At 67.5% G+C, this 13,842-nt stretch carries 12 protein-coding genes and 2 pseudogenes; 3 read left to right on the top strand and 11 right to left on the bottom strand.

What is annotated here, in order from left to right; translation table 11 throughout:
• Positions 1-93: 93 nt before the first annotated feature.
• Positions 94-2,424, bottom strand: coding sequence for an accessory Sec system translocase SecA2 (gene secA2 / locus AWC25_RS18830; protein ID WP_069401774.1), 2,331 nt, complete (start codon positions 2,422-2,424; stop codon positions 94-96).
• A 35-nt stretch (positions 2,425-2,459) separates the two neighbouring features.
• Positions 2,460-4,103, bottom strand: a complete 1,644-nt coding sequence (locus tag AWC25_RS18835; protein WP_069401773.1) for an acetolactate synthase — start codon at positions 4,101-4,103, stop codon at positions 2,460-2,462.
• A gap of 96 nt (positions 4,104-4,199) precedes the next feature.
• Between AWC25_RS18835 and bacA the strand changes: the two genes are divergently transcribed.
• A complete protein-coding gene (gene bacA, locus AWC25_RS18840) occupies positions 4,200-6,119 on the top strand; it encodes a vitamin B12 ABC transporter pemease/ATP-binding protein BacA (protein WP_069401772.1) in 1,920 nt (639 codons plus the stop codon).
• Between the two features lie 82 nt (positions 6,120-6,201).
• Here the strand turns inward: bacA and AWC25_RS18845 are convergent, their stop codons facing one another.
• The 3 genes from AWC25_RS18845 to AWC25_RS18855 form a co-directional block, all read right to left on the bottom strand.
• Positions 6,202-7,695 (bottom strand): FAD-binding protein, encoded by a 1,494-nt coding sequence (locus AWC25_RS18845; RefSeq protein ID WP_069401815.1) that lies wholly within the window; start codon positions 7,693-7,695, stop codon positions 6,202-6,204.
• A gap of 49 nt (positions 7,696-7,744) precedes the next feature.
• Complete coding sequence (locus tag AWC25_RS18850; protein ID WP_069401771.1) at positions 7,745-8,248, bottom strand: VOC family protein; 504 nt, start codon at positions 8,246-8,248, stop codon at positions 7,745-7,747.
• 147 nt (positions 8,249-8,395) lie between these two features.
• Positions 8,396-9,079, bottom strand: coding sequence for a TetR/AcrR family transcriptional regulator (locus AWC25_RS18855; protein ID WP_198166697.1), 684 nt, complete (start codon positions 9,077-9,079; stop codon positions 8,396-8,398).
• Positions 9,080-9,181: 102 nt separating this feature from the next.
• On the opposite strand from AWC25_RS18855, the gene AWC25_RS18860 reads away from it, so the two are divergent.
• Positions 9,182-9,643, top strand: coding sequence for a nitroreductase family deazaflavin-dependent oxidoreductase (locus AWC25_RS18860; RefSeq protein ID WP_085167261.1), 462 nt, complete (start codon positions 9,182-9,184; stop codon positions 9,641-9,643).
• A gap of 4 nt (positions 9,644-9,647) precedes the next feature.
• On the opposite strand, the gene AWC25_RS18865 is transcribed toward AWC25_RS18860, so the two are convergent.
• Positions 9,648-10,325 (bottom strand): Rv1815 family serine proteinase, encoded by a 678-nt coding sequence (locus tag AWC25_RS18865; RefSeq protein ID WP_069401768.1) that lies wholly within the window; start codon positions 10,323-10,325, stop codon positions 9,648-9,650.
• A 107-nt stretch (positions 10,326-10,432) separates the two neighbouring features.
• On the bottom strand, positions 10,433-11,377 hold the full coding sequence (locus tag AWC25_RS18870; protein WP_069401767.1) for a sterol desaturase family protein: 945 nt from the start codon (positions 11,375-11,377) through the stop codon (positions 10,433-10,435).
• 62 nt (positions 11,378-11,439) lie between these two features.
• Between AWC25_RS18870 and AWC25_RS18875 the strand changes: the two genes are divergently transcribed.
• Positions 11,440-12,633, top strand: coding sequence for an NAD(P)/FAD-dependent oxidoreductase (locus tag AWC25_RS18875; protein WP_069401766.1), 1,194 nt, complete (start codon positions 11,440-11,442; stop codon positions 12,631-12,633).
• Positions 12,634-12,636: 3 nt separating this feature from the next.
• Here the strand turns inward: AWC25_RS18875 and AWC25_RS18880 are convergent, their stop codons facing one another.
• The 4 genes and pseudogenes from AWC25_RS18880 to AWC25_RS18895 all read right to left on the bottom strand — a co-directional run.
• Positions 12,637-13,347 carry an MgtC/SapB family protein gene (locus AWC25_RS18880; RefSeq protein ID WP_069401765.1) on the bottom strand — a complete coding sequence of 237 codons (711 nt, stop codon included), beginning with the start codon at positions 13,345-13,347 and terminating at the stop codon, positions 12,637-12,639.
• Positions 13,348-13,447: 100 nt separating this feature from the next.
• Positions 13,448-13,561 (bottom strand): annotated as a pseudogene (locus AWC25_RS27880) (DUF732 domain-containing protein); the annotation flags it as partial.
• Positions 13,548-13,730: a DUF732 domain-containing protein gene (locus tag AWC25_RS27885; protein WP_084229470.1), complete on the bottom strand. Its 183-nt coding sequence runs from the start codon at positions 13,728-13,730 to the stop codon at positions 13,548-13,550. The gene AWC25_RS27885 and the pseudogene AWC25_RS27880, both read right to left, overlap by 14 nt.
• 31 nt (positions 13,731-13,761) lie before the next feature.
• Positions 13,762-13,842, bottom strand: a pseudogene (locus AWC25_RS18895) (DUF732 domain-containing protein); the annotation flags it as partial.

Below are 13,842 nucleotides of genomic sequence, written 5' to 3' on the forward strand. Positions count from 1 at the left end.
CGATGTGGAGCGCGGAGGAGGCGGGCAATCTGGTCGAGCCCGCTGACGATGCGCTGCGCGATGTGGAGCTCGGAGGAGGCGGTGGGTCAGCGGTTAGCGGAATACGCCGGGCAGGCTCAGCGTCGACAGCGTGTCGTCGGACAGCGGATTGTCGTTGACCATGTACGTCCACGTCGAGGTCGGCCGCGCCAGCTTGGACAGATCCAGCCCCGGCTCCTCATCGAGGACGTTCGCGGTTTCGAACGTCTGCTGAGCCGCCTCGATTGCATCGGCGGCCAGCGACGCGAAGGCGTCGACGGCCAGCCGGTGGAATTCGTCGAGCGGGTTTTGCCGGCCCAGCGCCCGCAGGTGGATGCTTTCCCGGATATCGGCGAGGTAGGCCAGATGGTCGGCCCAGCCGCGGTCCAGGTGATAGAGCATGATCTGGCGGCAGATCGTCTCCAGCCGCTCCTCGGAGATTCCCTCGGTCTCCGCCAGCTCCTGGTACCGCTTCGGCGCCAGCTCGGCCAGTTCTTCACGCGCAGTTGCCGTGCGCAGCAACGTGTTTCGCCGGTCGACAATGATGGCGCGCTGCTGGGCGGTCAGCTGGTTGTAGCGCCAGGTGTTCGCGTGCACGTCGAGCATCCTGCCTTCGGCGACGCGCTGCGCGTGGTCGAGCAGCCCGGCCGCCTTGGGGCTGAGGATCTTTCCGTCCTCGTCGGTCTGCTCGGGCAGTTTGTTGCGGTCGAGGTTGGCGGCGACGACGTCGTCCTCCCAACTCGAAAAGAACACCGACGAACCCGGGTCGCCCTGCCGGCCCGCGCGCCCGCGCAGCTGGTTGTCCAGGCGTTCGGTGTGATGGCGGCCGGTGCCGACGACGTGCAGCCCGCCCAGCTCCGCAACGCGGTCGTGGTCGGCCTCGTCGGAGCCGCCGAGGCGGATATCGGTTCCGCGCCCGGCCATTTGGGTCGAGACCGTGACCACGCCGTACTTGCCCGCCTCGGCGATCACCTGAGCTTCTTCGGCGTCGTTCTTGGCATTGAGCACGACCGCGGGCACACCGCGGCGCACCAGCCGCTCGTGCAGCTCCTCGGACTCCGCCACGTCGCGGGTGCCGACCAGCACCGGTTGTCCGGTCTCGTGCACCGTCGCGATGTGCTCGACGATCGCGTCGTTCTTGGCGGCGGCCGTGATGTAGACGCGATCCGGTTCGTCCTCGCGAATGTTGGGAGTATTCGGCGGAATTGGCGAAACGCCGAGCCTATAGAACTGTCGCAACTGCTCACCGGCGGCCAGCGCGGTACCGGTCATTCCGCAGACGGTGGTGTAGCGGTTGATCAGCGCCTGCACCGTGATGGTGTCGAGCACTTCGCCCGTCTCGGTGGTCTCGATGCCCTCCTTGGCCTCGACGGCGGCCTGCAGGCCGTCCGGCCAGCGTTGCAGCTGGGCGATGCGCCCGCGGGAGGAGTTGATCAGGTGCACCGCGTCGTCGCGCACGATGTAGTGCACGTCGCGCTGCAACAGCACGTGCGCGTGCAGTGCGACGTTGATCTCGGTGAGCGTGGTGACGACGTGTTCCTCGGAGTACAGGTCGATGCCGCCGAGCGCCTTCTCGACCTTGCGCGCACCGGCCTCGGTCAGGTGCACGTTGCGGCTGTCGGCGTCGGTGTCGTAGTCCGCACCGGCCTCGAGCTCGCCGACCAATTTGACGATCTCCAGGCGCGGCGTTTCGCGGTGGGTGGTGCCGGCCAGCACCAACGGCACCAGTGCCTCGTCGACCAGCACCGAGTCGGCCTCGTCGATCAGGGCCACATCGGGATTGGGTGACACCAAGTCCTTGACGTCGGTCACCAACTGGTCGCGCAGCACATCGAAACCGATCTCGTTGACCGAGGCGTAGGTGACGTCGCAGCCGTAGGCCGCGCGACGCTCCTCGCTGGTCGACTCCCCGGTGATCCAGCCGACCGTCAGCCCGATGGCCTGCAGCAACGGACCCATCCACTCGGCGTCGCGGCGGGCCAAATAGTCGTTGATGGTGACCACATGAACGTGTCGCCCGGCGAGGGCGTAGCCGGCTGCCGCGATCGCGCCGGCGAGCGTTTTGCCCTCGCCGGTCGCCATCTCGATGACGTCGCCGTCGAGCATCCGCAGCGCGCCCAGCAGCTGAACATCGAAGGGCCGCAGGCCCGTCGCGCGTTCGGCGGCTTCCCGGGCCAGCGCCAGGAACTGCGCAATGTCCTCGGAGTCGGCGAGATCGTCGAGGTTGAGCAAGCCCGCTGCCTTGCGTAACTGTTCGTCGGAGAGATCGGCGGCTTTCTCGTCGTATTCCGACGAGGCGCTGACCTGGGACAGCGAGCGTGAGCGGTTCTTCTCCATACTTGCGCCGAGCAGTCGCCAGAATCTGCTGCTCAGGCGGCCGGGTTGGGTGCGGCTGGTCTTTGGCACAGGTCAACGGTACGCGGTGAGCAGAAGACGATTCATCAGGCGAGGTTCGATCGACGGGGATAGGCATCTGTCGGGTCGGTGAGCACGTTGACCACCGACGGCAGGCCGCTGGCAAACGCGCGCTCCAGCGCGGGCCCCAGCTCGCCGGGTGCGGACACCAGTTCGCCGTGACCGCCCAGCGCGCGTGCCACCTCGTCGTAACGGGTGCCCGGGCGCAGTTCAGCCACCACCGAATACCCGTAGATCGCCTCCATCGGGTGTTTCTCCAAACCCCAGATGCCGTTGTTGCCGATCACCGACACGACCGGGATCTGGTGGCGCACCAGGGTGTCCCATTCCATGCCGCTGAACCCGAAGGCCCCGTCGCCCTGCAAGAGCACAACCTGACGCCGCGGGTGGGCCAGCTTGGCGGCCAGCGCGTAGCCCGGGCCCGAGCCGAGGCAGCCGAACGGGCCGCTGTCCAGCCAGCAGCCCGGCTGATAGCTGTCGATCACCCGGCCCGCGTACGAGCCGAAGTCGCCGGCGTCGATGACGATGATGGCGTCGCGGTCCAGCATGGGCGCCAACTCGGCGTAGATCCGCATCGGGTGCAGGGGGATTCGATCGTCGCCGAGCTCGCCCGCTTCCTGGCGGCGGGCCGCCGCCTCGGTAGTGCGCAGCGCGTCGACCCAGTCCCGATGGTCGGCTCCGCTGGGCACCTGCAGCGACGTCAGCGTGCCGGCGAGGTCGCCGTAGAGGCCGGCGGCGATCGGTCGCGGATGCTCGCGCTCCGGTTGCGCACGGTCGGCGACGATCAGCTGCGTCTCGGGCCCGAACACCTTGCCGAAGCCGAGCCGGAAATCCATCGGTACCCCGACCACCAGGGCGACGTCGGCTTCGGCCAGCGCCGTCGACCGGGCCCGCGAGAACGCGAGCGGGTGATCGGCGGGCACCACGCCGCGCGCCATCCCGCTCATCAGCACCGGGATCTGGCGCTGCTCGACCAGTTGCAGCAGCGCCGTCTCGCCGTGCCCCCACCAGACGTTGGTGCCGGCCATGATCACCGGGCGCCGGGCCCCGGACAGCAGCGCGGCGGCGCGGTCCAGTGCCGCTCCGTCAGGCCCCTGAGCCGCGGGCAGCGTGCGCAGCGCCCCGGGACGGCCGTCGTCTTCGGACACGCCGAACACGTAATCCATCGGGAAGTCGACGAATGCGACGCCGGACGGCGCCCCGACCGCCGCCTGCAACGCCTCGTCGACGAGCCGGCCCGCATCCTCGGGAGACTGCGCGGTGGCGGCGAAGCGGCTCAGCGGCGCCACGACCGGAACGTGGTCGATCTCCTGCAGCGATCCCATCCCCCAACGCTGCGCGGGTGCCCGGCCGCCGAGCACGACCAGCGGTGACCGATTTTGCTGCGCGGCCGCCATCGCGCTGACGCCGTTGGTGACGCCGGGGCCCGCGGTCAGCGCGGCCACACCGGGCACCCGCGTCACCTTCGACCAGCCCTCGGCGGCGAAGGCCGCCGTCTGCTCGTGGCGGGTGTCGACGAGTCGGATGCCTTCTTCCCGGCAGCCGTCGTAGATGGAGAACAGGTGGCCGCCCGACAAGGTGAACAGGATGTCGATCCCGCTGCGTTTGAGCCGGCGGGCGACCAGACGACCGGCGTGAACGATTTCGCTGGACGGAGCGTCGATGCTCATAGCCGCAGCCTATCGGCCGGTCTCGGGTACCTTCGCGGGGAAGCATTCGCCCAGAGGCTCTCCTCGCGAGGCCTCGATAGCCAGGAGACGTCGAAGTTGGGTCCGACGGTATTCAAGCCATCTATCGATTGGTCGTCGGCGCTGACCGATTCCTTGCGGTGGGTCGCCATCGCGTGGGTGGTGGGCGCAGTCTGCCTGCTGATCGTGCTCGCCGCGTTCAGGTATTTCACGCCGTGGGGCCGGCAGTTCTGGCGAATCACCCGCGGCTACTTCGTCGGCTCGGCCAGCGTGAGGGTGTGGCTGATGCTCGGCGTGCTACTCCTTTCGGTGCTGCTTGCGGTGCGGCTGACCGTGTTGCTCAGCTACCAGGGCAACGACTTGTACACGGCGGTGCAGAAGGCGGTCCAGGGCCTGGCCGCGGGCGACGATGCCGTCAAACAGTCAGGCGTTCATGGCTTTTGGATGTCACTGGTGGTCTTCAGTGTGCTGGCGACGCTGTACGTCGCGCGGTTCATGGCCGATATCTACCTGACGCAGCGCTTCATCATCGCCTGGCGCATGTGGCTGACCGCTCACCTCACCGACGACTGGCTGGACGGGCGGGCCTACTACCGCGATCTTTTCATCGACCACACGATCGACAACCCCGACCAGCGTATCCAGCAGGACATCGACATCTTCACCGCGAATGCCGGTGCGACCCCGAACATTCCGTCCAACGGGACGGGCAGCACCCTGCTGTTCGGGGCGGTCAACGCGGTGGCCTCGGTGATCTCGTTCGCCGCCATTCTGTGGAACCTGTCCGGGGATCTGACGCTGTTCGGAGTGACGTTGCCGCGCGCCATGTTCTGGACGGTCCTGGTCTATGTGCTGATCGCGACGATCGTCGCATTTTGGCTTGGGCGCCCGCTGATTTGGCTCAGCTTCAACAACGAAAAGCTCAACGCCGCGTTCCGTTATGCGCTGGTGCGGCTGCGCGATGCCGCGGAGGCCGTTGGCTTCTACCGCGGTGAGCAGGTCGAGCGCAGGCAGTTGTGGCGGCGCTTCACCCCGATCATCGACAACTACCGCAGGTTCGTTCGCCGGACCATCATCTTCAACGGCTGGAACTGGTCGGTGTCGCAGGCAATTGTCCCGCTGCCGTGGGTGATTCAGGCCCCGCGGTTGTTCGCCGGCAAGATCGACTTCGGCGACGTGGGCCAGACGGCGACCGCGTTCGGCAACATTCACGATTCGCTGTCGTTCTTCCGGAACAACTACGACGCGTTCGCCTCGTTCCGCGCGGCCATCCTGCGTCTGCACGGCCTGGTGGACGCCAACGCCCAAGGCCGTGCGCTGCCGGCATTGTTGGTCAAGCCCAGTGAGGACACGGCCGTAGAACTCGCCCATGTCGAGGTCCGGACGCCGGACGGCGACCAATTGATCGATTCACTCGACGTGCAGCTGGACACCGGTGATTCACTGGTGATCACCGGTCGATCCGGCGCGGGCAAGACCACCCTGCTGCGCAGTCTGGCCGAATTGTGGCCGTACGCCTCGGGAACGCTATGCCGACCGGACGGCGAGAATGCGACGATGTTCCTGTCCCAATTGCCGTACGTGCCGCTGGGTAGCTTGCGAACCGTTGTGTGCTATCCGAATTCGCCGGACGATGTCCCCGAGGACCTGGTCGCCGAAACGCTGACCAAGGTGGCGTTGGCCCCGCTCATCGAGCGGCTCGACGAAGAGCGCGACTGGGCCAAGGTGCTCTCCCCCGGCGAGCAGCAGCGTGTCGCGTTCGCCCGCATCCTGCTGACCAAGCCGCGTGCGGTTTTCCTCGACGAGGCCACGTCCGCCCTCGACGAGGGGCTGGAGTTCGCCCTGTATCAGTTGTTGCGCAGCGAATTACCCGACTGCGTGGTGGTCAGCGTCAGTCATCGCCACACCGTCGAGCAGCACCACGAACAAGAGTTGCAGTTGCTCGGCGGGGGTCAATGGCGCCTCGGGCCGGTCGGCTCCCAGCCCGCGAACGTCTAGCGCGCTGCCGCTGCCGCGTGCGCTCCGGCTGTGTTTTCAGCGCGCCTGCGCTGCCGCTGCCGCGTGCGCTCCGGCTGTGTTTTCAGCGCGCCTGCGCTGCCGCTGCCGCGTGCGCTCCGGCGCGGCGCCCGAAGAACGAACCCTCGCCCAGCTGCGTGCCACTGGCGTAGCCCTTGCCGTCCTGGGCGATGTTGGACGCGCACGCCGCGGCCGCATAGAGGCCCGGCACCACGGTGCCGTCGGCCCGCAGCACCTCGCCATCCACCGAGGTGGCCAGCCCGCCGATGGTGAACCCCGAATACATGGCCCGCCCCAACGACAGGTCGAAGACCGCCCAGGGCCCATGGTCTTGGGGCGCAAGGAATTCCGGCTGCTTATGAAAATCCGGATCCTCGCCATTGGCCGCGAATTCGTTGTAGCGATCCAGCGTCGCCGCGAGGTTGCCGCTGGGAATGCCCAGCGCCTCCTCCATTTCGGCGATGGTCTCGTAGCCGTCCAGGAATCGGATCAACGGCATCTCGGGCATCTCGGTGTGCGCCTCATCGACGATCAAGTATGCGGTCTGGTCCGGCTGCTCCAACACGAACGCCGAGGTGCGCGAGTGATAGGAGTCCTCGGTGACAAACCGCTTGCCCTCCTTGTTGACGATCACACCCGTGAGCAGCACGGCGGGTGGATAGGCCGCCGCGGTGATGAACAGCTCATCCATGTACTTGGCCGCGCCGCCCGCCGACATGCCCATCCGAATGCCGAGCCCGTCGTCGTTGGGGTTGCCCAGGATGTAGGGCGCCACGGTGCCGTGGTGCTTGGTCTTCCGCTCCTGAGCCAGCGCGGGCGTGTGCTCGGCCACCATCTCCGCGTTCATCGCGAAACCGCCCGCGGCAATGATCACCGACTTTGCTTTGATCGCACCGGTTTCGGCGAAATGCTTCCACACGACACCGACCACCGCGCCGTTGTCGTCGAGGACCAGATTCGTCGCCCCGGTCTCGTAGCGCACTTGCACACCCAGATCGGCGGCCCGCTTGACCAGCAGGTCGATGACCATCGCCGCGCCGCCCAGTTCGCCCGGCACCGGCACCGAGTGCCCGCGCGGTGCCGGCTTGGCCTGTTCGCAGAAAGGCCACACCTTTTCGTTGCCGGTGTAGCTCAGGCCCTCGGTCCCCGGCGGCACGACCACCTTGCCGGGGTAGTAGCTGCGCTCGAACTGGAAGCCCAACTCCTCCAGCCAGTTGAAATGCTCGACGCTCCCGTCACAATAGGCGCGAATCTTTTGGTGGTCGGGTTCGCGCGACACCGCGACCAAGTACTTGTACATCTCTTCGGGCGTGTCGTCGTGCCCGGTGGCCTGCTGTACCGCCGTGCCCCCGCCCAAGTAAAAGTGGCCGCCCGCCATCGCGGTGGTGCCACCGGCGGCGGCGGCGCGTTCGAGAACCACTACCCGCGCACCCGCGGCCGCGGCGCTCACCGCTGCGCATCCGCCCCCGATGCCGAAGCCGATGACCAGGACGTCGACGTCATCCGACCAGGACGGCACACTGTCGGCGGGAACCGTTGCTGGAATTTCGGTGCTCATCGGCGCCATTCCTCCTTATCGCTGCGTGCTGCGTCGTCGTTGGGGCGTCTCACCGCTGCTGCTCCTGTTTGATGTAGGCGTAGAACGCCTTCATGTCGGGCGAGATGTAGGCGATCTCCAGGTACGGGACCCCGCCCTGTGGGGCCGAGACGTAAGCGAATTGAATCCCGCCCGGCATCACGCCCTGCTGCACCACCGCGGCGCCCCGGGTGGCGGCCTCGGCCAGCGCCGCCGCGAAGTGCTCGGGGGTGTCGGCTTCGACACAGATGTGGTGCAAACCCGGCCCGGACTCACGCAGAAAGTCACTATAGACGTTCTCACCGCGGACCGGCTCGATGAGTTCGAGCTGCATGTCGCCGAGATAGCTCAGGGAGATGTGCGCGACGAAGTCGGCGGGCTTGCCACGGTAGCTGCAGACGTCCGGAGCAAAGTGCACGTCCGGAATCCGCACCCACTTCCGGACGCCTAACAGGCCGGTGAGAGCCTTTTCGGTGGCGGCCAGGTCGGCGGTCACCCACGCGATCTGTATCGGCGACTGAACGGGAAGCGTCATCGCTTGGCAGGATAGCCCAGGCTGCCGGCGGCCAGAAGGGGACGTAAATTCTTTGCCGCGCGCCAACCCTCTGGCACCGGCAGGCCAAGGGTGAACACGTTCTAATTTGTCGCGCCAGGCGGGTTCCCGGGGGTAATCACGGTTGGGTCAGTGCTGGGCCAGCATCTCCACCAGCAGCCGCAGCTGGGTGTCGAAGACGGCTTCCGGATCGGTCAGCGTGCCGGCACCGTACTGGCCGAACACCTCGAGGCTGATCGCGCCCAGCACCCCCGCCCAGAACACGAAGCATTTGGCCATGACCGCGTCGTCGCCAGGAAAGCCGAACTCGTGCCGGATTCGGTCGAAATCCGACGACATCGGTTGTGGCACAACGACACTCGTCAGTCGTATATCGCCGGTGGTGATTCCCGCGGCGATCGCGTCGAAGATGGCGCCGATCACCCGGGTGCCCACCGCGACGGTGCGCTCGGGCGGTGCGTGATATCCGGGGACCGGGCTGCCGTAGAGCAGGGCCCACTGCGCGGGATGCGCGACGGCCCAGCGCCGCGCGGCGCGTGCGATGGCGACGATGTCGTCGCTCCACAGTTCACCCTGGGTGTCGCGAGCGCGGTCCACAGTGTCGGCGAGGTCGGAGTAAGCGTCGACCAGTAGCAGGGTCAGCAATTCGTCGCGGCTGGCCACGTACCGATACACGGCCGAGGAGACCATGCCCAGGTCCCGTGCGATGGCGCGCAGCGACAGCCCGGCGGCGCCGCGGTCGGCCAGGTGATGCCGTCCCAGCTCGACGATGCGCGTCTGGACCTGCTCCCGCGTCTGCTGGCGTTTGCCCACACCGCCAGTCTGGCACAACCGAGAACAGTGCTCTTGCTTTTGCGGACGGCGTGTGGCAGCGTATCCAGCAAAGAGAGCAGTGCTCTCTCAATGTGCTGATGCCTGCGGAAAGGGCCCCCGACGTCCACGCGCTACGAAGAACCCAACCGGGCTGCCCGGGCCGGCAACGCCGTCATTCGATGGCTCGCCGAATCCGGCGTCAGCATCGTCGGGACGCGCGCCCTTCGGGTCCGCGGCCGCAAGACCGGCCAGCCGCGTGGCGTGGTGGTCAACCTGCTGACCGTCGACGGCGTGGACTACCTGGTCTCCCCGCGCGGCAACACCCAATGGGCACGCAACGTCCGGGCCGCGGGCGAGGTCGAAATCGGACCGCGCTGGCGGCGGCAACGTCTGCGGGCCGTCGAGGTCGACGATGCGGCCAAGCCGGAACTGCTGAGGCGCTACCTCGATCGGTGGTTCTGGCAGGTCAAGGGGTACGTGGGCGGATTGACCCCCGAATCGACCGATCAGCAGTTCAATGCCGCGGCGCCGACGATCCCGGTGTTCGCGCTGGCGTCCCGATGAGGCGCTAACCTTCGTTGACGCGGCCGGCGAGATCTTGGTGGACCTGCTCGGAGGTGGTCCGCCAGGACACCGCGGCGGGCAGATCTCCCCACACGCTGTTGAAGATTCCGACGATCTGCCCGGGTCCACCCGGCGGGGCCAGATACACCGGCCCGCCCGAGTCGCCCGGGTGGCTTTGGACACCGTGCGACATAGTGAACCAACCGTTGTTCACGGCCTCGACGGTTCCGCACGTCTCGCCCGTCGACACCCCGAAGTGGCACACCGACTGTCCGGGCGCCACCACGACGCTCGGGCTGGACACCAGCGGACGTCCGCCCGGCAAGATGTTGTTCGCCGGGATGTTCGGGTCGAGGATGATCGCCTCGTAATCGCTGATCGCTTGGTCCACGGCCACCGTCGAGCCGCTGGGTGTGTCGTCGCGGAAGGTCGCCAGGTGGCCGATGACGTTGCGGTTCTTGTCGGTGACGACGGTGGCCGAGCCGCTGCGGCAGTGCCCGGCGGTATAGGCGAGCCGCTGGCCCGGGTCGACGTAACCCAGGGTGCACAACCGATTTTCCTGCAGAATTTCCATGCCCGGGTACACCGTGACGGGGTCGGCGTGGGCGGCCGGCAGGCCGGGGCCGAAGCCCAGCACGGCAAGAGACGCGGCGGCGACGCGAAAAGCCAGGCGAAACATCATGGACGGACTCCGTTTCTCCGTCGAGGCCGACGCGGGCGTCGACCACAAGTTGAGATTACGTCGTTACTGTTTCGACATCGGTCTGTTCGCCGCAGCCGGGGCCGGCGTTACATCGACGTGGCCAGGCGCACGCTTGCGTCGGGCCGAGCGGTCGGGCGCGGCGTCCAGCCCGGCGGCCCGAACACGTAGCCCAGCCGGTCACGTAACCGGTCCGCCGAGCGCCAATCCCGCGCGATCGCGACGTACTCGTGGGTCTGCAGGGTCCAGATGTTGAAGGTGTCCACCTGTTTGGTGAGGCCGTAGTGCGGACGGAACACCTCGGCCTGGAAGCTGCCGAAGATTCGGTCCCACAGGATGAAGATCCCGCCGTAGTTCTTGTCCAGGTAGAGCTGGTCCATGCCGTGGTGGACCCGGTGGTGCGACGGGGTGTTGAAGAGGAACTCGATCGGGCGCGGCAATTTGTCGATGCGCTCGGTGTGCACCCAGTACTGGTAGATCAGGTTCAGCGACCAGCTGAAGAACACCATCCACGGCGGAAGCCCCAACAGCGGCAGCGGGATCCACAGCAGGATCTCGCCGCTGTTGTTCCACTTTTGCCTCAGCGCGGTGGCGAAGTTGAAATATTGGCTGGAGTGGTGGGCCTGATGTGTCGCCCAGACCAGCCGCACCCGGTGGGCGATGCGGTGATAGAGGTAATACAGCAGGTCGACGCCCAGAATCGCGACGACCCACGTGTACCACCGGTTTACCGGTAGGTGCCAAGGCGCCAGGTAGGTGTAGATCGCCGCGTACCCCAACAGTGCCAGCGCCTTCCACCCGCCGGTCGTGGCGATCGACACCAGCCCCATCGAGATGCTCGCGATTGAGTCGCGGGTCAGACAGGACCTCGACGCTGGGCGGGCGGTGTGGTTTGCTGCCTGCTCGAGGCGCTCCAGCTTGCGCGCCGCGGTCCACTCGAGAGTCAGCAGCAGCAGGAAGAATGGGATCGCGAACAGCACGGGATCCCGCATCTGCGGCGGCAGCCCGGACCAGAACCCGGTGACGGCATTCACACGGATAGGTTACGACGGTCGGTCGCGGATGCCGCCGCCCCGACGGATTCAGGGGTGCATACGTGGCCGCTGTGCTGGTGGTCGGGGCCGGATTCGCGGGGCTTTGGGCGGCGCTTGGCGCGGCTCGCCGACTCGACGAACTCGGGGTGCCCGCGGGACGCGTCGACATCACGGTGCTGAATCCGAAACCATTTCACGACATCCGGGTCCGCAACTACGAGGCGGATCTGAGCCCGTGCCGTATCCCGCTCGCCGACCTGCTCGATCCGGTCGGGGTGGCGCACGTCGCCGCCGAGGTGACCGCGATCGACGTCGACGCGAAGACGGTGGGTACGTCGGCCGGTGCGACGTTCCGCTACGACCGGCTGGTGCTGGCGGCGGGCAGCCGCGTGGTCAAGCCCGCCATCCCCGGGCTGGCCGACTTCGGCTTCGACGTCGACACCTATGACGGAGCCGACGCGCTGCGACGGCATCTGCACCGGCTTGCCGGTGCGGCTGTGACGTCCGCGGCGGCGACGGTCGTCGTCGTGGGAGCCGGGCTGACCGGTATCGAGGTGGCCTGCGAACTGCCGAACCGGTTGCGCGCGTTGTTCCCGCGGGTGGCCCCGCGGGTGATACTGGTCGACCACAACCCTGCGGTCGGATCCGGGATGGGCGCCTCGGCGCGACCGGTCATCGAACAGGCGTTGTCCGACAACGGGGTCCAGACCAGGACGGCAGTGACCGTCACCGCGGTCAGTCCGGGTGGGGTATCGCTGTCGTCGGGCGAGCGGCTCGAGGCGGCCACCGTGGTGTGGTGCGCCGGGGTACGGGCCAACCCGTTGACCGGGCAGCTGCCGGTGGCGTGCGACCAGCTCGGCCGGCTACCGGTCGACGATTATCTGCGGGTGCTTGGTGTCGAGTCGGTGTTCGCCGCCGGTGACGTGGCGGCCGCCCGCATGGACGACGAGCACCTGTCGGTGATGTCGTGCCAGCACGGCCGGCCGATGGGCCGCTACGCGGGCTACAACGTGATCGGCGACCTGCTGGACGAGCCGATGCTGGCGCTGCGGATCCCTTGGTACGTCACGGTTCTCGACCTCGGCCCCGCGGGCGCCGTCTACACCGAAGGGTGGGATCGCCAGGTGATCGCCACGGGTGAGGACGCCAAGACGACCAAACGCACCATCAACGCCGAGCGGATTTATCCCCCCCTGACCGGCGTGCGGGCCGACCTGCTGGCCGCCGCCGCGCCGGCACTGCAGGCCCGTCCATAGCCCTCAGTCCGGCTGCACTTCGTCGGCGGCGTACCACTGCACCGCGCGAACTCCGGGCTGCAGCGACAGCTCGGCGACCAGCCGCTCGAGCTTGGTCGGGGTGTGGCCGTCGACGAGTACGTGCGCGGTCAGGGTGATCTCGTCGTCGCCGGCATGGCCCGTGTGAATGCCCCGCAGCGTCACGTCGTTGCTGCTGGCGTGCTGGACCAACTGGGCGCGGGCATATTTCTCCGCCTTGGGTCGACAGGTCGCCTGCACCAGAAAGGGTTGACGGCCCTCGTCGTCCTCGGTGTTGTCGTCGTGGTCGATCACCCGGCCCAGCGGCCGGCCCACCAGGTGGATCACGATCACGGTGCCGGTGGCGATCAAGGTGAACAGGAGATGCCCGGAAGCGGCCAGCACACCTATCGCCGCCGAGCACCACAGCGTGGCCGCGGTGTTAAGGCCTCGCACGTTCACGCCCTCCCGCAGGATCACCCCACCGCCGAGGAACCCGATCCCGGAAACAACGTAGGACGCGACCCTGGTCGGGCTGCTGTCCTCGGTGGCCACGGCGTACAGCACGAACAATGTGGCACCGGCGGCGACCAGCGCATTGGTGCGCAGACCGGCCCGTCGGGCCCGCCACTGCCGTTCGACGCCGACCAGCGCGCCACACCCCACCCCGACACCCAGGCGGAGCGCGAAATCGGCGACGCTCAGCGTCTGCGTCATGGTGCACCCCTCTCCGTCGGCATGGTTCACGCGGCGCGGCCAGCCAACCACGCCGAGGTGAACAGCAGATGGCCCGCCGGGCGAAGGAGGCGCCCGGCAGCTACCCGGTAGCCAGTTGGCGTGGGCATAGGTATTTGGCCGAGATCGCCACGAATCGGGTTGCTTGTTCGGCGGTCAGCGCCGGGTTGTTCCGCTGCAAATCATCGACCACCTCGCTGGCGGGTTTGCCGGCGCCCGATCAATCCGCATGCCACTTCTCCGGCAGCGATCGCTTGCCCCGGGTTGGTATAACCGATGCCGGCGCCGCGCAAGGTCGCCAGGAAGGCGGTGTCGCTGGATCCCGGCGCGGTGTCGGCATGCGCGGGCGCGGCAAGGACGATCATCGTGCAAACGCCGAGCGGCGCCAGCTGGTGATCATGCTTTGGCGAGTTGTTGTGGGCAGTAGTATTTCGCGGAGATCAGGGCGAAGTTGGATGCCATTTCCATGTCCATGCC

Origin of the sequence: Mycobacterium sherrisii (genome assembly GCF_002102355.1) — a bacterium.
GTDB lineage: Bacteria > Actinomycetota > Actinomycetes > Mycobacteriales > Mycobacteriaceae > Mycobacterium > Mycobacterium sherrisii.

What these genes read in the sequence shown, in the direction of transcription:
- AWC25_RS18865 (WP_069401768.1), bottom strand. Translation starts at nt 10,325, where the DNA reads ATGATGTTTCGCCTGGCTTTTCGCGTCGCCGCCGCGTCTCTTGCCGTG.
- AWC25_RS18850 (WP_069401771.1), bottom strand. Translation starts at nt 8,248, where the DNA reads ATGACGCTTCCCGTTCAGTCGCCGATACAGATCGCGTGGGTGACCGCC.
- AWC25_RS18880 (WP_069401765.1), bottom strand. Translation starts at nt 13,347, where the DNA reads ATGACGCAGACGCTGAGCGTCGCCGATTTCGCGCTCCGCCTGGGTGTC.
- AWC25_RS27885 (WP_084229470.1), bottom strand. Translation starts at nt 13,730, where the DNA reads ATGATCGTCCTTGCCGCGCCCGCGCATGCCGACACCGCGCCGGGATCC.
- AWC25_RS18845 (WP_069401815.1), bottom strand. Translation starts at nt 7,695, where the DNA reads ATGAGCACCGAAATTCCAGCAACGGTTCCCGCCGACAGTGTGCCGTCC.
- AWC25_RS18835 (WP_069401773.1), bottom strand. Translation starts at nt 4,103, where the DNA reads ATGAGCATCGACGCTCCGTCCAGCGAAATCGTTCACGCCGGTCGTCTG.